The sequence below is a fragment of the Nocardioides panaciterrulae genome (assembly GCF_013409645.1).
Classification (GTDB): domain Bacteria; phylum Actinomycetota; class Actinomycetes; order Propionibacteriales; family Nocardioidaceae; genus Nocardioides; species Nocardioides panaciterrulae.
In genome coordinates, this window is the sequence record NZ_JACCBG010000001.1 from 1922048 (window position 1) to 1941576 (window position 19529).

General features: G+C 72.0%; 17 protein-coding genes. 12 read left to right on the top strand and 5 right to left on the bottom strand.

Annotated elements, in window-relative coordinates; all coding sequences use genetic code 11:
* The first annotated feature begins 23 nt into the window (after positions 1-23).
* The 12 genes from uvrA (at position 24) to BJZ21_RS09040 (ending at position 13436) form a co-directional block, all read left to right on the top strand.
* Positions 24-3029, top strand: coding sequence for an excinuclease ABC subunit UvrA (uvrA, locus tag BJZ21_RS08985; RefSeq protein WP_179663421.1), 3006 nt, complete (start codon positions 24-26; stop codon positions 3027-3029).
* On the top strand, positions 3026-3496 hold the full coding sequence (locus BJZ21_RS08990; RefSeq protein WP_179663422.1) for a Rieske (2Fe-2S) protein: 471 nt from the start codon (positions 3026-3028) through the stop codon (positions 3494-3496). Before uvrA ends, BJZ21_RS08990 begins: the two co-directional genes overlap by 4 nt.
* Positions 3497-3561: 65 nt before the next feature.
* On the top strand, positions 3562-5547 hold the full coding sequence (gene uvrC / locus BJZ21_RS08995) for an excinuclease ABC subunit UvrC (RefSeq protein ID WP_179665607.1): 1986 nt from the start codon (positions 3562-3564) through the stop codon (positions 5545-5547).
* The gene (gene rapZ, locus BJZ21_RS09000) at positions 5547-6422 is read left to right on the top strand and encodes an RNase adapter RapZ (protein WP_179663423.1); all 876 of its coding nucleotides are present in this window, start codon (positions 5547-5549) and stop codon (positions 6420-6422) included. The genes uvrC and rapZ overlap by 1 nt, the downstream gene beginning before the upstream one ends.
* Positions 6422-7384 (top strand): gluconeogenesis factor YvcK family protein, encoded by a 963-nt coding sequence (locus BJZ21_RS09005; protein WP_179663424.1) that lies wholly within the window; start codon positions 6422-6424, stop codon positions 7382-7384. Before rapZ ends, BJZ21_RS09005 begins: the two co-directional genes overlap by 1 nt.
* A gap of 64 nt (positions 7385-7448) precedes the next feature.
* Positions 7449-8435, top strand: coding sequence for a DNA-binding protein WhiA (whiA, locus tag BJZ21_RS09010; protein WP_179663425.1), 987 nt, complete (start codon positions 7449-7451; stop codon positions 8433-8435).
* 166 nt (positions 8436-8601) lie between these two features.
* Positions 8602-9600: a type I glyceraldehyde-3-phosphate dehydrogenase gene (gap, locus tag BJZ21_RS09015; RefSeq protein WP_179663426.1), complete on the top strand. Its 999-nt coding sequence runs from the start codon at positions 8602-8604 to the stop codon at positions 9598-9600.
* A gap of 4 nt (positions 9601-9604) precedes the next feature.
* A complete protein-coding gene (locus BJZ21_RS09020) occupies positions 9605-10819 on the top strand; it encodes a phosphoglycerate kinase (protein WP_179663427.1) in 1215 nt (404 codons plus the stop codon).
* Between the two features lie 2 nt (positions 10820-10821).
* Complete coding sequence (tpiA, locus tag BJZ21_RS09025) at positions 10822-11616, top strand: triose-phosphate isomerase (RefSeq protein ID WP_179663428.1); 795 nt, start codon at positions 10822-10824, stop codon at positions 11614-11616.
* A 30-nt stretch (positions 11617-11646) separates the two neighbouring features.
* Positions 11647-11883 carry a preprotein translocase subunit SecG gene (gene secG, locus BJZ21_RS09030; RefSeq protein WP_179663429.1) on the top strand — a complete coding sequence of 79 codons (237 nt, stop codon included), beginning with the start codon at positions 11647-11649 and terminating at the stop codon, positions 11881-11883.
* 15 nt (positions 11884-11898) lie between these two features.
* The gene (locus BJZ21_RS09035) at positions 11899-12258 is read left to right on the top strand and encodes an RNA polymerase-binding protein RbpA (protein WP_179663430.1); all 360 of its coding nucleotides are present in this window, start codon (positions 11899-11901) and stop codon (positions 12256-12258) included.
* Positions 12259-12437: 179 nt separating this feature from the next.
* The gene (locus BJZ21_RS09040) at positions 12438-13436 is read left to right on the top strand and encodes a type IV toxin-antitoxin system AbiEi family antitoxin domain-containing protein (RefSeq protein ID WP_179663431.1); all 999 of its coding nucleotides are present in this window, start codon (positions 12438-12440) and stop codon (positions 13434-13436) included.
* An 82-nt stretch (positions 13437-13518) separates the two neighbouring features.
* Here BJZ21_RS09040 and pgl read toward each other — a convergent pair whose 3' ends face one another.
* Genes pgl through tal form a run of 5 tightly spaced genes read right to left on the bottom strand, consistent with a single transcriptional unit; the run spans position 13519 to position 19490 of the window.
* A complete protein-coding gene (gene pgl, locus BJZ21_RS09045) occupies positions 13519-14292 on the bottom strand; it encodes a 6-phosphogluconolactonase (protein WP_179663432.1) in 774 nt (257 codons plus the stop codon).
* A complete protein-coding gene (locus BJZ21_RS09050) occupies positions 14289-15200 on the bottom strand; it encodes a glucose-6-phosphate dehydrogenase assembly protein OpcA (protein WP_218851402.1) in 912 nt (303 codons plus the stop codon). Before BJZ21_RS09050 ends, pgl begins: the two co-directional genes overlap by 4 nt.
* Positions 15197-16720, bottom strand: a complete 1524-nt coding sequence (zwf, locus tag BJZ21_RS09055) for a glucose-6-phosphate dehydrogenase (RefSeq protein ID WP_179663433.1) — start codon at positions 16718-16720, stop codon at positions 15197-15199. Before zwf ends, BJZ21_RS09050 begins: the two co-directional genes overlap by 4 nt.
* Positions 16717-18378 (bottom strand): glucose-6-phosphate isomerase, encoded by a 1662-nt coding sequence (locus BJZ21_RS09060; RefSeq protein ID WP_179663434.1) that lies wholly within the window; start codon positions 18376-18378, stop codon positions 16717-16719. The genes zwf and BJZ21_RS09060 overlap by 4 nt, the downstream gene beginning before the upstream one ends.
* The gene (gene tal / locus BJZ21_RS09065) at positions 18375-19490 is read right to left on the bottom strand and encodes a transaldolase (RefSeq protein ID WP_179663435.1); all 1116 of its coding nucleotides are present in this window, start codon (positions 19488-19490) and stop codon (positions 18375-18377) included. Before tal ends, BJZ21_RS09060 begins: the two co-directional genes overlap by 4 nt.
* Positions 19491-19529: the final 39 nt, after the last annotated feature.

Consider the following 19529-nt stretch of genomic DNA (forward strand, 5'->3'; position numbering starts at 1 on the left):
CGAGACTTGCCGAAGGACTGCCAGTGGCGGAGCAGCTGACCATCCGGGGTGCCCGGGAGCACAACCTGAAGGACGTCTCCCTCGACCTGCCCCGGGACTCCCTCATCGTCTTCACCGGACTCTCCGGCTCCGGCAAGTCCTCGCTGGCGTTCGACACGATCTTCGCCGAGGGCCAGCGACGGTACGTCGAGTCGCTGTCGGCCTACGCCCGGCAGTTCCTCGGCCAGATGGACAAGCCCGACGTCGACTTCATCGAGGGGCTCTCACCGGCGGTCTCGATCGACCAGAAGTCGACCTCGAAGAACCCGCGCTCGACCGTCGGCACCATCACCGAGGTCTACGACTACCTCCGCCTGCTCTACGCGCGCGCCGGCCGGCCGCACTGCCCGACCTGCGGCGCCCCGATCGAGCGTCAGACCCCGCAGCAGATCGTCGACCGCGTGCTCGCGCTCGAGGAGGGCCGCAGGTTCCAGGTGCTGGCCCCGGTGATCCGCGGTCGCAAGGGGGAGTACGTCGAGCTGTTCCGCCAGCTGCAGACCCAGGGCTTCTCCCGGGCCCGGGTGGACGGCGAGACGCACCCGCTCGACTCGCTGGCGGCCGGCGAGCCGAAGCTGGAGAAGCAGCGGAAGCACACGATCGAGGTCGTCGTGGACCGGCTCGCGGTCAAGGAGTCCTCGAAGCGGCGGCTGACCGACTCGGTCGAGACCGCCCTGACCCTCGCCGGCGGCCTGGTGGTGTTCGACTTCGTCGACCTCGAGGCCAAGGACCCCGGCCGCGAGCTGCGGTTCAGCGAGAAGATGTCCTGCCCCAACGACCACCCGATCGACACCGATGAGCTCGAGCCCCGGTCGTTCTCCTTCAACTCGCCGTTCGGCGCCTGCCCCGAGTGCCACGGCCTCGGCACCCGGATGGAGGTCGACCCCGAGCTGGTCGTGCCGGACCCGCAGGCCACCCTCGGCGAGGGGGCGATCCAGCCGTGGAGCCAGGCGCACGTCGCCGACTACTTCCTGCGGCTGATGGGCGCCCTCGGCGAGGAGCTCGGCTTCGACCTGAACACGCCCTGGGCGGAGCTGACCACCAAGCAGCAGAAGTCGCTGCTCGACGGCCACGCCACCAAGGTGCACGTGGTGACCCGCAACCGCTACGGCCGGCAGCGCGCCTACTACGCGGAGTTCGAGGGCGTCCGGGGCTACATCGAGCGCCGGCACCGGGAGGCGGAGTCCGACACCAGCCGGGAGCGGTTCGAGGGCTTCATGCGCGAGGTGCCGTGCCCGGCCTGCGGCGGCGGCCGTCTCAAGCCGGTCTCGGTCGCGGTCACGCTGGGGTCGCGGGAGGCCGGCGGCCTGAACATCGCCGAGCTCTGCGCGCTGCCGATCAACGAGACCGCGGAGTACCTGCGCCACCTCGACCTCTCCGCCCGCGAGCGGCAGATCGGCGAGCGGGTGCTCAAGGAGATCCAGGAGCGCCTGAACTTCCTGCTCGACGTGGGCCTGGACTACCTCTCGCTGGACCGGCCCTCGGGCTCCCTGAGCGGTGGCGAGGCGCAGCGGATCCGGCTGGCGACCCAGATCGGCGCCGGGCTCGTGGGCGTCCTCTACGTCCTCGACGAGCCCTCGATCGGCCTGCACCAGCGGGACAACCACCGCCTGATCGAGACGCTGGTCCGGCTCAAGGAGCTCGGCAACACGCTCATCGTCGTCGAGCACGACGAGGACACCATCCGGGTCGCCGACTGGATCGTCGACATCGGCCCGGGCGCCGGGGAGCACGGTGGCCAGGTCGTGCACAGCGGTCAGGTCGCCGACCTGCTGACCCACCCCGACTCCCTGACCGGGCAGTACCTCTCGGGCCGGCGCGAGATCCCGGTGCCGGAGGTGCGCCGCCCGCGCACGAAGGGTCGCGAGCTCGTGGTGCACGGGGCGCGTGAGCACAACCTGTGCAACGTCGACGTGACCTTCCCGCTCGGCCTGTTCGTGGCCGTCACCGGGGTCTCCGGGTCCGGCAAGTCCACCCTGGTCAACGACATCCTCTACACCTCGCTGGCCAAGCAGCTCTACAACGCCCGCGCGGTGCCGGGGCGGCACCAGAAGATCAGCGGGCTGGAGCACGTGGACAAGGTGATCCACGTCGACCAGTCGCCGATCGGGCGCACCCCGCGGTCCAACCCCGCGACGTACACCGGGGTCTTCGACCACATCCGCAAGCTGTTCGCCGCCACTCCCGAGGCGAAGATGCGCGGCTACCTGCAGGGCCGCTTCTCGTTCAACGTCAAGGGCGGGCGCTGCGAGGCGTGCGCGGGCGACGGCACGATCAAGATCGAGATGAACTTCCTGCCCGACGTCTACGTGCCGTGCGAGGTCTGCCACGGCGCGCGCTACAACCGCGAGACGCTCGAGGTGCACTACAAGGGCAAGACCATCGCGGAGGTCCTCGACATGCCGATCGAGGAGGCCGTGGAGTTCTTCGCCGCGGTCCCGGCGATCGCCCGGCACCTGAAGACGCTGGTGGAGGTGGGCCTCGGGTACGTCCGCCTGGGGCAGCCGGCGACCACCCTGTCGGGCGGCGAGGCGCAGCGGGTCAAGCTGTCGGCCGAGCTGCAGAAGCGGTCCACCGGCCGCACGGTCTACGTGCTCGACGAACCCACGACCGGTCTGCACTTCGAGGACATCCGCAAGCTCCTGCTGGTGCTCGGCCGGCTCGTCGACGCCGGCAACACCGTGCTGGTCATCGAGCACAACCTCGACGTGATCAAGACCGCCGACTGGCTGGTCGACATGGGCCCCGAGGGCGGTTCCCGCGGCGGCCTGGTGGTCGCCGAGGGCACGCCCGAGGCGGTCGCGGCCCACCCGGAGAGCTTCACCGGCCAGTTCCTCGCGCCTCTCCTCGAGGGCCGCGAGGCCAAGCAGCCGACCGGCAGACGGCCGGCACCGCCCGCCGCCACGGGGAAGAAGGCCGCGCCGCCGAAGAAGGCCGCGAGGGCGAAGAAGGCCGCACCGGCCAAGAAGTCAGTCAAGGGAGTCCGCGCATGACCGAAGGATCCGGATCGGGCGGGCTCACCCGCCGCCACGCCGTCAGCGGTGCCGTCGGCGGCATCGCCGTGGTCGGTGTGCTGCCGCTGCTGGCCTCGTGCAGCGCCAGCAACGGCGCCAGTGACAGCAACGGCAGCGGGGGCGGGGGCTCGGCCGGAGGAGCCGCCCCGGCGCAGGCGGGCACGAAGCTCGGGTCGGTGGCCGACGTCCCCGTCGGCGGCGGGAAGGTCTTCGCCGACGAGGAGGTCGTGGTCACCCAGCCGACCCAGGGCGTCTACAAGGCGTTCTCGGCGGTGTGCACCCACGCCGGTTGCGTGGTGAACCGCGTCGCGGACGGCAGCATCATCTGCCCCTGCCACCTGAGCAGGTTCTCCGTCGCCGACGGATCGGTGCAGGGCGGCCCCGCGCCCCGGCCGCTGCCCGAGGTGAAGGTCGACGTCAAGGGCGGCCAGGCGAGCGTGGCCTGACAGGCTCCGGGGTCGTCGGCGGCGGACCGTAGGGTTGGGGCGTGCCTGCCCGTTCGTCCCGTTCCCTGCGCGGGCCCCTGTCGTACCGCCCCGAGCCCGGGTCGATCCCCACCCAGCCGGGCGTCTACCGGTTCCGCGACGCGAACCGCCGGGTGATCTACGTCGGGAAGGCGAAGAACCTCCGGTCCCGGCTCTCGTCGTACTTCCAGGACATCGGGAACCTGCACCAGCGCACCGCCACCATGGTGACGACCGCGGCCAGCGTCGAGTGGACCGTGGTCAACACCGAGGTCGAGGCGCTCCAGCTGGAGTACTCCTGGATCAAGGAGTACGACCCGCGGTTCAACGTCAAGTACCGCGACGACAAGTCCTACCCCTGGCTGGCGGTGACCGTCGGGGAGGAGTTCCCCCGGGTGATGGTGGGGCGGGGCGCGAAGCGCAAGGGCACGCGCTACTTCGGGCCGTACAGCCACGCGTGGGCCATCCGCGAGACCGTCGACGTGCTGCTGCGGGTCTTCCCGATGCGCTCGTGCAGCAACGGCGTCTTCAAGCGCTCCGCGCAGATCGGCCGGCCCTGCCTGCTGGGCTACATCGACAAGTGCTCCGCGCCCTGCGTCGGCAAGGTCAGCGCCGAGGAGCACCGCCGGATCGTCGAGGACTTCTGCGAGTTCATGGGCGGGCACACCCGGCCGTTCATGCGCCGCATCGAGCAGGAGATGTTCGCCGCCTCCGAGGAGCTGGACTTCGAGAGGGCCGCGCGGCTGCGCGACGACCTGGGGGCGATGCAGCGGGCGCTCGAGAAGCAGGCCGTGGTGCTCGGCGACGGCGCGGACGCCGACGTGGTCGCGCTCGCCGAGGACCCGCTCGAGGTCGCGGTGCAGATCTTCTACGTCCGCGGGGGCCGGATCCGCGGCCAGCGCGGCTGGGTCGCCGACCGGGTGGAGGAGGGCGGGACCGCGGAGCTGGTCGAGAACTTCCTCCTCCAGCTCTACGCCGGCGCCGACGCCGACAGCATCCCCCGCGAGATCCTGGTGCCGGCCCTGCCCCCGGACGTCGACACCTTCGAGCAGCTGCTCAGCGACCTGCGCGGCAGCCGGGTCCGGATCCGGGTGCCGCAGCGCGGGGACAAGAAGACCCTGCAGGAGACCGTGGCCCGCAACGCGCTCCAGGCGCTCGGGCTGCACAAGACCAAGCGGGCCAGCGACCTGACCACCCGCAACCGAGCGCTGGAGGAGATCCAGAACGCGCTCGAGCTCGACGAGGTGCCGCTGCGCATCGAGTGCTACGACATCTCCAACCTGCAGGGCACCGAGGTGGTCGCCTCGATGGTCGTCTTCGAGGACGGGCTCGCCCGCAAGAGCGAGTACCGCCGCTTCGTCATCAAGGGCGTGGACGGCCAGAACGACGTCGCCTCCATGCACGAGGTGATCACCCGCCGCTTCCGGCGGCTGCTCGACGAGCAGGCCCGCTCCCAGGCCGTCGAGGGCGACGACGGCCCGATGCTGGTCGACCCGGAGACCGGACGGCCGCGCAAGTTCGCCTACGCGCCGGGGCTGGTGGTCGTCGACGGCGGCCCGCCGCAGGTCGCGGCGGCCCAGCGGGCGCTCGACGAGCTCGGCATCGACGACATCCCCGTCTGCGGGTTGGCCAAGCGGCTCGAGGAGGTCTGGCTGCCCCGCCAGGAGGACCCGGTGATCCTGGCGCGCTCCTCGGAGGGGCTCTACCTCCTGCAGCGGGTCCGCGACGAGGCGCACCGGTTCGCGATCACCCACCACCGCTCCCGGCGGTCCAAGACCATGGTCGAGAGCCTGCTCGACGACGTGCCCGGGCTCGGCGAGGTGCGCCGCAAGACCCTGCTCAAGCACTTCGGCTCGCTGAAGAAGCTCAAGGCCGCCAGCGTGGAGGAGATCGCCACGGTGCCCGGCATCGGCGCGCGCACCGCGACGGCGATCAAGGACGCCCTCGTGACGAGCGCGGACGGCGGGCGGACCGACGCCGGACAGGGCCTGGTCCGGGTGAACACCGCGACCGGCGAGATCGAGGAGGACTGATGGCGACAGGGGAGGCGCACCGCGGCGAGCTCGTGGTGGTCACCGGCATGACCGGCGCCGGCCGCAGCACGGCCGCCAAGGAGCTGGAGGACCTCGGCTACTACGTGGTCGACAACATGCCACCCAGCCTGCTCCGCGAGGTGGTCCGGCTGGTCGACGAGAGCCGCGGCACCGAGCAGCCGATCGCGGTCGTGGTCGACGTACGCTCCGGCTCGTTCTTCCAGTCCCTGCAGGCGAACCTCGCCCTCGGCGCCACCGGCCGGCACACCACGCTGGTGTTCCTCGAGGCCACCGACGACGTGCTCGTGCGCCGGCAGGAGGCGGCCCGGCGGCCGCACCCGCTGCAGGGCAGCGGCCGCCTGCTGGACGGCCTGCAGCGCGAGCGGCGGGTGCTGGCCGACCTGCGCAGCGAGGCCGACCTGGTCATCGACACCTCCAAGCTGAACGTCCACGAGCTCACCGACCGGGTCGCCGAGGCGTTCGGCACGCCCGACTCGACCCGGCTCAACGTCACCGTGACCAGCTTCGGGTTCAAGTACGGCATCCCGGTGGACGCCGACTTCGTCGCCGACATGCGGTTCCTGCCCAACCCGTTCTGGGTGCCCGAGCTGCGCGCCGGCACGGGTCGGGACGCCGAGGTCTCCGACTACGTCATGAGCCGTCCCGGCGCCGCGGAGTTCCTCGAGCGCTACGTGCCGGTGCTCACGGGCGTCGCCGCGGGCTACCTCCGCGAGGGCAAGCGCTTCATGACCGTCGCGATCGGCTGCACCGGCGGCAAGCACCGCAGCGTCGCCGTCGCCGAGGAGATCGCCAGGCGGATGCGGGAGGACGGGTTCGTCGTCCGCGCCACCCACCGCGACCTCGGACGCGAGTGATGGCGGAGCGGGCCCAGTCGGTAGTGGCGCTCGGCGGCGGCCACGGGCTGCACGCCTCGCTGCGCGCGCTGCGGGGCCTCGTCGACGACCTCGTGGTCGACGAGCTGAGCGCGGTCGTGACCGTCGCCGACAACGGCGGCTCGTCCGGCCGGCTCCGGGGCGAGTTCGGCGTGCTGCCGCCCGGCGACCTGCGGATGGCGCTGGCCGCGCTGTGCGGTGACGACGACTGGGGCGTCACCTGGGCCAAGGTGCTCCAGCACCGCTTCGCCGGGGACGGCGAGATGCGCGGGCACGTGGTCGGCAACCTGCTGATCGTCAGCCTGTGGGAGCTGCTGGGCGACCACGTCCAGGCGCTCGACTGGGTGGGCCGGCTGCTCGGCGCCTCGGGCCGGGTGCTGCCGATGGCGCTCAACGCGCTCGACATCGCCGCCGAGGTGCGCGGCCTGGTGCCCGCCGACCCCCGGGCGACGACCACCGTCCGCGGCCAGGTCGAGGTGGCGACCACCGAGGGCGACATCGTCTCGATCCGGCTCGAGCCGGAGCCGGTCGCCTGCCCCGAGGCGGTCGCCGCGATCCGCGAGGCCGACTGGGTGGTGCTGGGGCCGGGCTCGTGGTTCACCTCGGTGCTGCCGCACCTGGTGGTGCCCGAGCTGCGCGAGGCGCTGGTGCAGACCGACGCACGGATCCTCGTGGTGCTCAACCTCGGCGAGCAGGCGGGGGAGACCCACGGGCTCGCCCCGGAGGACCACCTCGCGGTGCTGGCCGAGCACGCGCCCGGGCTGAAGATCCACACCGTGCTCGCCGACCCCAGCATCGTCGGCGACCCGGACCGGCTCGCCGCCGCGGCGGCGTCGTACGGCGCGGACCTGGTGGCGGCTCCCGTGGCGATGGACGACGGCTCCGCGCGGCACGACGTGGCCCGGCTCGCGGCGGCCTACGAGCGGATCCTCGCGCGCGACTGAGGCCCCCGCCGATGCGTCCGGAGGCAGGTCGGGGGTTGGTTGACGCGTGTGTGAGGATTCCGCCATGGCGATGACGGCACAGGTGAAGGCGGAGCTGTCGAGCACCCAGGTCTCGAAGACCTGCTGCCGCAAGGCCGAGGTGGCCTCGATGCTCCGGTTCGCCGGCGGACTGCACATCGTCAGCGGCCGGATCGTCGTGGAGGCCGAGCTCGACACCGGTGCCGCCGCGCGCCGGCTGCGCAGGGACATCGCCGAGGTCTACGGGCACCAGTCCGACGTGGTCATGGTCCAGGGCAACGGCATCCGCAAGGGCAGCCGCTACCTGGTCCGGATCGTGCGCGACGGCGAGGCGCTGGCCCGCCAGACCGGCCTGCTGGACCAGCGCGGCCGGCCCGTCCGGGGGCTGCCGCCGGCGGTCGTCTCCGGTGGCGCGTGCGACTCGGTCGCCGCCTGGCGCGGTGCGTTCCTGGCGCACGGCTCGCTGACCGAGCCCGGCCGCTCCTCCGCCCTGGAGGTCACCTGTCCCGGGCCCGAGGCCGCGCTGGCGCTGGTGGGCGTGGCCCGACGGCTGGGGATCCAGGCCAAGGCCCGGGAGGTCCGCGGGATCGACCGGGTGGTGCTTCGCGACGGGGACGCGATCGGTCAGCTGCTGACCCGGCTCGGCGCGCACGAGTCGCTGATGGCCTGGGAGGAGCGCCGGATGCGGCGCGAGGTCCGGGCGACCGCGAACCGGCTCGCGAACTTCGACGACGCCAACCTGCGCCGCTCCGCGCGGGCCGCGGTGGCCGCCGGGGCCCGGGTCGAGCGGGCCATGGAGATCCTGGGTGAGGACGTCCCCGACCACCTGCGCCTCGCCGGTGAGCTGCGCCTGGAGCACAAGCAGGCCTCGCTGGAGGAACTCGGCCAGCTGCACGAGCCGGTGCTGACCAAGGACGCGATCGCCGGCCGGATCCGCCGGCTGCTGGCGATGGCCGACAAGCGGGCCGAGGAGCTCGGGATCCCCGACACCGAGTCCTCGCTGACCGCGGAGATGCTCGCCGACGAGGCGTGAGGCCCACGCCGCCGGGTCCAGCCCGGTTACCCGCACGTACCCCGGGACGACCCGAGGGCGCCCGCCGCGCGAGCGATAGGGTCGAGAACGACGCGGGGCACCACCCGCCGCGTCGCCGTGCTCATCAGCTCAACGCAACTGTCCGACCGAGAAGCAGGAGCCATCAGTGACCGTACGCGTAGGTATCAACGGATTCGGCCGGATCGGCCGCAACTTCTTCCGTGCCGTCCGGGCCTCCGGCCTCGACATCGAGATCGTCGCCGTCAACGACCTGACCGACAACACGTCGCTCGCCCCGCTGCTGAAGTTCGACTCGATCCTCGGCAAGCTCGACGCGGACGTGACCGCGACCGCGGACGAGATCCGCGTGGGCGACCAGGTCGTGAAGACCTTCGCCGAGCGCGACCCGGCCAACCTCAAGTGGGGCGACCTGGGTGTCGACGTGGTCGTGGAGTCCACCGGCTTCTTCACCGATGCCACCCTGGCGCGCGCCCACGTCGACAAGGGCGGCGCGAAGAAGGTCATCATCTCGGCGCCCGCGAAGAACGAGGACGTCACCGTCGTCATGGGCGTCAACCACGAGACCTACGACCCGGCGGCGCACACGGTGATCTCCAACGCGTCGTGCACCACCAACTGCCTGGCCCCGATGGCCAAGGCGCTCAACGACGAGTTCGGGATCGTCAAGGGCCTGATGACGACGGTGCACGCCTACACCGCCGACCAGAACCTGCAGGACAACATCCACAAGGACCTGCGCCGGGCCCGGGCCGCCGCGCTGAACGTGGTGCCGACCTCGACCGGCGCCGCCAAGGCCATCGGCCTGGTGCTGCCGGAGCTGAAGGGCAAGCTGGACGGCTACGCGCTGCGCGTGCCGGTCCCGACCGGCTCGGCCACCGACCTGACCTTCGAGGCCGGTCGCGAGACCTCGGTCGAGGAGGTCAACGCCGCGGTGGAGAAGGCCGCGGACGGCAAGTTCCTCCGCTACTCCACGGACCCGCTGGTCTCCACCGACATCGTGACCGACCCCGCGTCGTGCATCTTCGACGCGCCGCTGACCAAGGTGATCGGCAACCAGGTCAAGGTCGTCGGCTGGTACGACAACGAGTGGGGCTACTCCAACCGCCTCGCCGACCTGATCGACTACGTCGGCAAGACCCTCTGACCGGATGAGCAGCCTCGACTCGCTCGACCGCCAGCTGGGGGGACTGCGCGGCAGGCGCATCCTCGTGCGGTCGGACCTGAACGTGCCGCTGGACAGCGCCGGCACCATCACCGACGACGGACGGATCCGGGCGAGCGTCCCGACCCTCCGGGCGCTGGCCGAGGCCGGGGCCCGGGTGGTCGTCACCGCTCACCTCGGCCGGCCCCAGGGCCGCCCGGACCCGTCGTACTCCCTCGCGCCGGTGGCCGACCGGCTCGGCGAGCTGCTCGGGAGCCCGGTCGCGTTCGCCACCGACACGGTGGGGGACAGCGCCCGGGACACGGTCGAGCGGCTCCAGGACGGGCAGGTCGCCCTGCTGGAGAACGTCCGGTTCAACGCCGGGGAGACCAGCAAGGACGACGCCGAGCGCGGTGCGTTCGCCGATCGCCTGGCCGAGCTGGCCGACGGGTTCGTGTCCGACGGGTTCGGGGTCGTGCACCGCAAGCAGGCGTCGGTGTACGACGTGGCGCAGCGGCTGCCGCACGCCATGGGGGCCCTGGTCGCGACCGAGATCGACGTGCTGCGCCGGCTCACCGAGGACCCCGAGCGGCCCTACGCCGTGGTGCTCGGCGGCTCGAAGGTGTCCGACAAGCTCGGGGTCATCGACAACCTCCTCGGCAAGGCCGACAAGCTGCTCATCGGCGGCGGGATGGTCTTCACCTTCCTGGCCGCCCAGGGCCACGAGGTCGGGAAGAGCCTCCTCGAGGAGGACCAGCTCGAGACCTGCCGCGCGCACCTGCGCCGCGCCGAGGAGTCCGGCGTCGAGATCCTGCTGCCCACCGACATCGTGGTGGACACCGCCTTCCCGTCCGGCGACCGCTCGCCGGAACCCCGGGTCGTCCCCGCCTCGCAGATCCCGGCCGACAGCCTCGGCCTGGACATCGGCCCCGAGTCGGCGGCGACGTTCGCCTCGGCCCTGGCGGACGCACGCACGGTGTTCTGGAACGGCCCGATGGGGGTCTTCGAGGTGAGCGCGTTCGCCGAGGGGACCCGCGCGGTCGCGGCGGCGCTCACGAAGATCGACGGGCTCTCGGTCGTCGGCGGGGGCGACTCCGCCGCCGCCGTACGCACGCTCGGCTTCGACGAGTCCGCCTTCGGGCACATCTCCACCGGTGGCGGCGCCAGCCTCGAGTACCTCGAGGGCAAGGAGCTGCCCGGCATCCAGGTCCTGGAGGACTGAGCATGGCGAGCAAGCGAACCCCGCTGATGGCGGGGAACTGGAAGATGAACCTCAACCACCAGGAGGCGATCGTCCTGGTGCAGAAGCTGGCGGTCACGCTCGCCGACAAGAAGCACGACTACAGCCGCGCCGAGGTGGTCGTGGTGCCGCCGTTCACGGACCTGCGTTCGGTGCAGTCCCTGGTCGACGGGGACCGGCTCGCGGTGCGCTACGGCGCGCAGGACGTCTCCATGCACGAGGCGGGCGCCTACACCGGGGAGATCTCGGCCGGCATGCTCGCCAAGCTGGGCTGCTCCTACGTCGTGGTCGGGCACTCCGAGCGTCGGGAGCACCACGGCGAGGGCGACGACGTCGTCAACGCCAAGGCGCACCGGGCGCTGGCGGCCGCGATGACGCCGATCGTGTGTGTCGGCGAGGGCCTCAGCGTGCGGCAGGCCGGCGAGCACGTGGCCCACACGCTCGGGCAGCTGGACGGGTCGCTCGCCGGCTTCTCGGCCGAGCAGGTCGCCGGGCTCGTGGTGGCCTACGAGCCGGTGTGGGCGATCGGCACCGGCGAGGTGGCGACGCCCGAGGACGCGCAGGAGGTCTGCGCCGCGATCCGTGGCCGGGTCCGCGAGGTCCACGGTGACGTCGCGGCCGACGGCGTACGCATCCTCTACGGCGGCTCGGTGAAGGCCGCCAACGTCGCCGGGATCATGGCGCAGGGCGACGTCGACGGCTGCCTGGTCGGCGGCGCGAGCCTGCAGGCCGACGAGTTCGGCGGAATCTGCCGCTACTACGACATGCCGGTCCTCTGACGGCTCCGGTGTGACGTAGGCTTTACGACCGTGACTCTCCTCTTCACCATTCTGCTGATCATCTCGAGCGCGCTCGTGGTGCTGCTGGTCCTGCTGCACAAGGGCCGGGGCGGCGGGCTCTCCGACATGTTCGGCGGTGGCGTGTCCAGTTCGCTCGGCGGGTCCTCGGTGGCCGAGCGGAATCTCGATCGGCTCACGATCGGGATCGGGGTCATCTGGTTCGCATGTGTGATTGCCCTGGGCCTGCTCCTGGCCTACCAGAACTGAGAAAGGGAACCTTCCGTGGCTGGTGGAGGAAACGCTATTCGCGGGAGCCGGGTGGGGGCCGGCCCGATGGGTGAGGCCGAGCGGGGCGAGGCTGCCCCGCGGCAGGCCGTCACCTACTTCTGCTCCAACGAGCACCGCTCGGTGGTGCCGCTGTCCGTCGAGGCGCAGGTCCCGGACTCCTGGGACTGCCCGAAGTGCGGCCTGCCGGCCGGTCGGGACGCCGAGAACGCACCGCCGGCGCCGAAGAACGAGCCCTACAAGACGCACCTCGCCTATGTGAAGGAGCGTCGCTCGGACAAGGAGGCCGCCGACATCCTGGAGGAGGCGCTCCAGCTGCTCCGCTCCCGCCGCAAGTCGGGCGACCTCATCTTCTGATCCTCGGATCCTCTGAGGCGCGAGAGGGCACTCGCGTCAACTCTCAGCGCGCTGAGACGGCACTTGTGGCAACTGTCAGGGTGCCGAGCGGGCGATCCGGGGAACTCTCCAGCGCCGGTGGACGAGCGCCTGTGGATGAGCGCGCGCACGTCGGCCGCGATCTAGGCATGCTGCCGGGCATGAGGAAACCACCTTCCTGGCTGCCGGATGACCTCGTCTTCCTGGACGACCGGTGCCCGCTTCCGCTCGATGTGCCGTTCACCGCCGACCAGGCGGCTCAACTCGGTGTCTCCCGGTGGTACTTGCGCATTCTGGTCGACCGCGGCCTGGTCCGCCCCGTGCTCCGGGGCGCCTACGTGGCCGCCCAGGTGCTCGACACCGTCGACGTGCGCGCGGCCGCGCTGCGCCTGCTCGTGCCGGCGACCGCCGTGGTCACCGACGAGACCGCGGCCTGGCTGCACGGGGTCGACGTGTTGCCCCCGTCCGCGGTGCACATGCCTCCTCCGGTCCGCGTCTTCAGCACGGGCGGCTCGCGTCTGCGGCGACCGGAAGTGGCCAGCGGCACCCGTCAGCTCCTGAAGGACGACATCACCGAGGTGCAGGGCGTCCGTGTCACCACGGCGCTTCGCACCGCCCTCGACCTGGGCCGCGGGCTGCGACGCTTCGCCGCGCTGGCTGCGCTCGACGGGTTCGTCCGCATCGGCGTGCCGCACGACTCCATCCGCCTGTCGGTCGAGAGGTTCCGGGGAGAGCGGGGGGTCGTCCAGCTCCGCTGGCTGGTTCCGCTGGTGGACGGGCGCGCCGAGTCACCGGGGGAGTCGTGGCTGCGCCTGCACTGGTACGACGCCGGGCTGCCCCGCCCCGAGCTCCAGTTCTGGGTCTACGACGAGCACGGGGTGGCGCTCTACCGGCTCGACATCGCCCTTCCCGAGTGCCGGTTCGCGGCGGAGTACGACGGGAAGCAGTTCCACTCGACCGACGAGCATCGGTTGCATGACGCGGAGCGTCGTACGTGGCTGGACGAGAAGGGTCGCTGGGTCGTCGAGGTCTTCGAACAGGAGCACGTCTACCCGCGGGACGCCGACCCGACCCCGCGCCTTCGAGAGGGCGCGAAGATGGCGAGGACTCGCTGCGGCCTGTGGGTCCCCGAGTCCGTCCGGCGCTCGACCGAGGATTGACCTGACTGCCGTCTCGCGGGGTTGAGAGTGCCCCCGATCGCCGTCTCGCGGGGTTGAGAGTGCCCCCGATCGCCGTCTCGCGTCAGAGGGCGGAGGCGGCGGCGCGGTCGAGGAACCAGAGGGTCTCCTCGGAGCCGTGGACGCCGGCGGCGGGGGTCTCGTGGACGTCGCTGGTGCCGAGGGCGCGGGCGACGGCGTCGGCCTTGGCGTCGCCACTGACCAGGAACCACACCGAGCGAGCGCGGTTCAGGGCGGGGAGGGTCAGGCTGACCCGCAGCGGCGGGGGCTTGGGGGAGTCGAGCACGCCGAGCACGATCCGGTCGTCGACGTCGAGCTCGGCGTGGTGCGGGAACAGCGAGGCCACGTGACCGTCCGGCCCGACGCCGAGCATCATCACGTCGAACTCACCGCTGCCGTGCTCGCGCAGGTCGGCGGAGTACGCCGCGGCCGCCGCGTGCACGTCGTCCGCGTCGGCCGTGGAGGCCATCTCGTGCACGTGGGCCGCCTCGACGCCGACCGCGTCGAGGAACGCCCGGCGGGCCTGCAGCGCGTTGCGGTCCTCGTCGTCCGGCGCGACGAACCGTTCGTCGCCCCACCAGACCACGACCCGGGCCCAGTCCACGCCGCTGGCGGGGGAGAGCCGGGCCACCTCGGCGTGCACGGCGTCGGCGATCGAGCCGCCGGTCAGCGCGATCTGCGGGACCCGGCCGGCCGACTGGGCGTCCGCGAGCCGGCTCAGCAGCTCGCCGGCCACCGACGTGGCCAGCGCCCGGGCGTCCTCGTGGACCTCGACCCGTGGTTCGGGCCGGGGCTCGGGACGGCCGCCCGGGACGGTGGCGGTGGGGGGCGGGGTCATAGCTGCACCTGCATCTTCGCCAGTCGCTTCGCCGTGGCGGCGTAGACGTCGTCCTCGTCCAGCCGGCGCAGCTCCTCGGCGAGCAGCTCGGGGAGCTCCCGGCGCTTGAGCGCGATCGGGCGGTCCGGCCGGCCCGGCGAGGTGAAGGTGGCCAGCCGGCCGTCGGGCCGGGCGATCCGGATCGGGCCCTCCTTGGTCTCCAGCACCACCTCGGTGAGGCCGGGTCCGTCGGTGACGACCCGGGTCACCTCGACGCGGAGCCGGTCGCGCAGCCAGGCCTCGAGGAGGTCGGCGCTCGGGCTGATCCGCTCCGCCGAGATCGACGCTCCGGAGACCTTGAGCGGGTGCTGGTCCAGCGCCGCCGCCAGCAGCGCGCGCCAGGGCGTCAGCCGGGTCCAGGCCAGGTCGGTGTTGCCGGGGGCGTAGGCCGCGCACTGCTGGTGGATGGCCCGCGCCTTGTTGCGGCGGGCGGCCGCGGCATCGGTGATCCGCCGCTTCGCCAGGGCACCGAGCGGGTCGGTGGCCGGGTCCTCCGGCGGATGGCAGGGCCACCAGATCGCCACGGGGGAGTCCGGCAGCAGCAGCGGGAGCACCACGGACTCCGGGTGCTTGACGACCTCGCCGCGCAACCGGATCAGTGCGGTCTCGCCGCTCCAGCCGTTGCCGGTGCCCACCTGGGCGTTGACCTCCGGGGCGCCGCGGCCGTCGCCGAGGATCACGCCCAGCACCCGCGCCGGGTGCTCGTGCGAGGCCCGCTGGGCGGCCTTCATCGCGGAGTCGGACTCGTCCTCCTCGACGACGATGATCAGCGTCATCACCATGCCCATCGCGGGGCTGCCCGCGCGGGTGCGGGCGCGGACGAACTCCGCCGCGATCGCCGAGGAGTTGGTGTCGGTGAGCTCTATCAAGGTCGCCTCCAGACCCGTCCGTCACGGGCCAGCATCTTGTCCGCGGACTCCGGGCCCCACGTGCCGGAGGGATACTGCTCCGGCTTCCCCTTCTTGGCCCAGTGCTCGAGGATCGGGTCCAGGATCTTCCAGGACAGCTCGACCTCCTCGTGGCGGGGGAACAGCGGCGGATCCCCGAGCAGCACGTCGAGGATCAGCCGCTCGTAGGCCTCCGGGCTGGACTCCACGAACGAGCCGCCGTAGACGAAGTCCATGTTGACGTCGCGGATCTCCATCGCGGTGCCGGGCACCTTCGACCCGAAGCGGATCGTCATGCCCTCGTCGGGCTGCACCCGGATCACCAGGGCGTTCTGGGTCAGCTCCTCGGTCGAGGTCGACGAGAACGGCAGGTGCGGCGCGCGCTTGAAGACCACCGCCACCTCGGTGACCCGGCGGCCGAGTCGCTTGCCGGTGCGCAGGTAGAACGGCACCCCGGCCCACCGGCGGGTGTCCACGCCGAGCGTCACCGCGGCGTACGTCTCGGTGGTCGAGGTCTTGCGGATGCCCTCCTCCTCGAGGAAGCCGGGCACCTTCTCGCCGCCGGCCCAGCCGGGGGCGTACTGGCCGCGCGCGGTGGTCAGGTCCAGCCGGCGGGGGAGCACCACGCTGGAGAGCACCTTCTGCTTCTCGATGCGCAGGCTCTCGGCGTCGAACGACGTCGGCTCCTCCATCGCCACCAGCGACATCAGCTGCAGCAGGTGGTTCTGGATGACGTCGCGGGCGGCGCCGATGCCGTCGTAGTAGCCGGCGCGTCCGCCGATGCCGATGTCCTCGGCCATCGTGATCTGCACGTGGTCGACGTAGTTGGCGTTCCAGATCGGCTCGAAGAGCTCGTTGGCGAACCGCATCGCCAAGATGTTCTGGACCGTCTCCTTGCCGAGGTAGTGATCGATCCGGAAGACCGAGCCCGACGGGAAGACCTGGCCGAGCACGTCGTTGAGCTCGCGGGCGGACTCCAGGTCGTGGCCGAACGGCTTCTCGACCACCACCCGCCGCCACGAGCCGTTGCGCTCCTCGGCGAGGCCGTGCTCCTTGAGCTGGCCGACGACGGCACCGAAGAACCCAGGCGGGATCGCGAGGTAGAAGGCGTGGTTGCCGCCGGTGCCGCGGTCCACGTCGAGCTCCTCGATCGTACGGCGGAGCCGGTCGAAGGCCTGGTCGTCGTCGAAGTCGCCCGGCACGAACCGGAACCCCTCGGCGAGCTGCTGCCAGACCTCCTCACGGAACTCGGTGCGCGCGTGGGCCTTCACCGAGTCGTGCACGATCTGCGCGAAGTCCTGGTGGGCCCAGTCGCGCCGGGCGAACCCGACCAGACTGAAGCCGGGGGGCAGGAGCCCCCGGTTGGCCAGGTCGTAGATCGCCGGCATCACCTTCTTGCGCGACAGGTCGCCGGTGACGCCGAAGAGCACCATGCCGCAGGGCCCGGCGATGCGGGGCAGCCGGCGGTCCTCCGGGTCGCGCAGCGGGTTGGTCCAGGTCACGAGAGCACCTTCCGCAGCCCGGCGAGGTCGCCGGGGCCGCTGACGTGGAGACGGAGCACGGGTCGCCCCTTGCCGGCCAGCACCTGGCCGTCCCCGACCGCCTGCGCGGTCAGGAACTCCTGGAACGTGAACGGCCGGTCGGGCACCGCGAGGTCCGCCTCGGGCTGGCCGGTGACCTGCAGGTAGACCCCGGTGCCGGGGCCGCCCTTGTGGTACTGGCCGGTGGAGTGCAGGAAGCGCGGCCCCCACCCGAACGTGACCGGTCGGCCGGTACGCCGGGCCAGCGTGGCGCGGGTGCCCGCGAGGTCGGCGTCGCGGTGCCGGTCGAGGTAGGCCTGAACCGCGAGGTAGCCGTGGTCGGGGTCGAGCCGCTCGAGCAGCGCCGCCACCGCGTCGGCCACCGTGCTGGTGCCCTCGGGCAACCAGCCCTCGGAGGCGTAGACGGTCACCGCTCCGTCGACGAACACCGGGGTCGGCTCCGAGCCGCCGCCGTCGAGCATCTCGCGGGCGGCGGCCTTCGCGCTCTCCACGTCGGGCTGGTCGAACGGGTTGATCCCGATCACCCGGCCGGCCACCGCGGTGGCGTACTCCCACAGCAGCAGCTGGGCCCCGAGCGGCGCGTCGACGTGGACGCCCCACCCCGACGCGGGCGTCAGGTCCGGGCCGAACGCGAAGGTGGAGCCGAAGGTGGCCAGCACCTCGTCGGCGGTGCTGGGGGAGAAGCCGGGCGCGTCGAGGGCCTCCACGCCCACCGGCAGGATGCCCTTGCCCTCCTTGCCGGTGGACTCCGCGATCAATTGCTCGGCCCAGTCGCCGAACCCGGCGTACGACGCCCCCGAGCTCGCGAGCGCGACCTTGTCGACCCCGGCCAGGGCGGCCGCGCCGAGCAGCGCCCCGAGCCGCAGGCCCGGGTTGTCGACCGAGTCCGCCTCGAGGGCCGGCCGGATCGTCGCGGCCTGGTCGAGCAGCCCGGCGATGTCGGCGCCGGCGAGGCCGCTCGGCACCAGCCCGAAGGCGGTCAGCGCCGAGTAGCGTCCGCCGACCTCGGGATCGGCCAGGAACACCTGGTAGCCGGCGTCCCGGGCGAGCTCCTCGAGGGGGGAGCCGGGGTCGGTGACGACCACGATCCGCTCCGCCGGGTCGATGCCGGCGTCGCGGAACGCCTTCTCGAAGGCCCGCCGCTGACTGTCGGTCTCGACGGTGCCGCCGGACTTGGAGGAGACCACGACGACGGTCTCGGCGAGCCGGTCCTCCAGGGACCTGCGCACGAAGTCGGGGTCGGAGGAGTCGAGCACGTCGAGCTCGACGCCGGCGGCCTCGCAGATCACCTCGGGCGCCAGCGAGGAGCCGCCCATCCCGCAGAGCACGACCTTGGCCAGGCCGCGGTCACGGCAGTCGGCCTGCAGGCCCGCGATCCGGTCGACCAGCGGGCGTGAGGCCTCGGGCAGCGCGACCCAGGACAGTCGCTTGCCCGCCTCCTCCTCGGCGGCCGGTCCCCACAGTGTGGGGTCCTGGGCGGCGATGCGGCCGGCGACCCGGTCGGCCACCAGCCGCTCCACCGTCGAGGCGAACGCCTTCTCGTCGGGGTAGCCGAAGAACAGCTCGAACGCCGCTCCGGTCCCCTCCTCCTTCACGGTGCTCCAAGCCGTCTCGCTCATTCGCCGCCCTGTCCTGCCTTCTCCATCTGGCCGGAGACGGTCTCGACCAGCTCGGTCCAGGACTTCTTGAACTTGTCCACGCCCTCGTGCTCGAGCACGAGCAGGACGTCCTCGAAGTCGACGCCGATGTCGGCGAGCCGGTCGAAGACCTGCTGGGCCTCGCCGCCGGTGCCGGTGACGACGTCGCCGCGGAGCTCGCCGTGGTCGGCGAAGGCCTCCATGGTCTTCTCGGGCATCGTGTTGACCGTGCCCGGCACGACCAGCTCGGTGACGTAGAGGGTGTCGGAGTAGGCCTGGTTCTTCACGCCGGTCGACGCCCACAGCGGCCGCTGCGGGTTGGCCCCCGCGTCCGCGAGGAGCTTCCAGCGGTCGGAGGCGATGACCTCCTCGAAGGCCGCGTAGGCGAGCCGGGCGTTGGCCACCGCCGCCATGCCCTTGAGCGCCTCGGCCTCCTCGCCGCCGATCGACTCCAGGCGCTTGTCCACCTCGGTGTCGACCCGGGAGACGAAGAACGAGGCGACCGAGTGGATCCGGTCGAGGTCGAGGCCGGCGTCGCGCGCCTGCTCCAGGCCCGCGAGGTAGGCGTCCATCACCTCGCGGTAGCGCTCGATGCCGAAGATCAACGTGACGTTGACGCTGATGCCCTCGGCGACCGCCGCGGTGATCGCCGGCAGCCCCTCCTTGGTGGCGGGGATCTTGATCAGCACGTTGGGCCGGTCCACCGCGCTCCACAGCGCCCGCGCCGAGGCCATGGTGCCCTCGGTGTCGTTGGCCAGGTCGGGCTCGACCTCGATGGAGACGCGGCCGTCGGCCGGGTGCTCGGCGTGCACCGGCGCCATGATGTCGCAGGCGTTGCGCACGTCCTCGGTGGTGAGCTCGAAGACGACCCGGTCGACGTCCTTGCCCTCCTCGACGAGCCGGCGCACCTGGTCGTCGTAGCGCTCCCCGTCGGCGATCGCGCCGGCGAAGATCGTGGGGTTCGTGGTGACGCCCACGACGGACTTCTCCTTGACGAGGTCGGCCAGGTTGCCGGTCTCGATCCGTTCGCGCGAGAGGTCGTCGAGCCAGATCGACACCCCCGCGTCCGCAAGGGCCTTCAGACGGTCACTCATCAGTTCCTCCCTGAGCTCTGTTCACGTACAAGTCGTACC

Bases quoted from the DNA above. Each gene is read 5' to 3' on its own strand.
- pgl (WP_179663432.1), bottom strand. From the start codon at position 14,292: ATGACCCCGCCCCCCACCGCCACCGTCCCGGGCGGCCGTCCCGAGCCC.
- BJZ21_RS09040 (WP_179663431.1), top strand. From the start codon at position 12,438: ATGAGGAAACCACCTTCCTGGCTGCCGGATGACCTCGTCTTCCTGGAC.
- BJZ21_RS08990 (WP_179663422.1), top strand. From the start codon at position 3,026: ATGACCGAAGGATCCGGATCGGGCGGGCTCACCCGCCGCCACGCCGTC.
- BJZ21_RS09005 (WP_179663424.1), top strand. From the start codon at position 6,422: ATGGCGGAGCGGGCCCAGTCGGTAGTGGCGCTCGGCGGCGGCCACGGG.
- rapZ (WP_179663423.1), top strand. From the start codon at position 5,547: ATGGCGACAGGGGAGGCGCACCGCGGCGAGCTCGTGGTGGTCACCGGC.
- tal (WP_179663435.1), bottom strand. From the start codon at position 19,490: ATGAGTGACCGTCTGAAGGCCCTTGCGGACGCGGGGGTGTCGATCTGG.
- whiA (WP_179663425.1), top strand. From the start codon at position 7,449: ATGGCGATGACGGCACAGGTGAAGGCGGAGCTGTCGAGCACCCAGGTC.
- tpiA (WP_179663428.1), top strand. From the start codon at position 10,822: ATGGCGAGCAAGCGAACCCCGCTGATGGCGGGGAACTGGAAGATGAAC.
- BJZ21_RS09020 (WP_179663427.1), top strand. From the start codon at position 9,605: ATGAGCAGCCTCGACTCGCTCGACCGCCAGCTGGGGGGACTGCGCGGC.
- BJZ21_RS09060 (WP_179663434.1), bottom strand. From the start codon at position 18,378: ATGAGCGAGACGGCTTGGAGCACCGTGAAGGAGGAGGGGACCGGAGCG.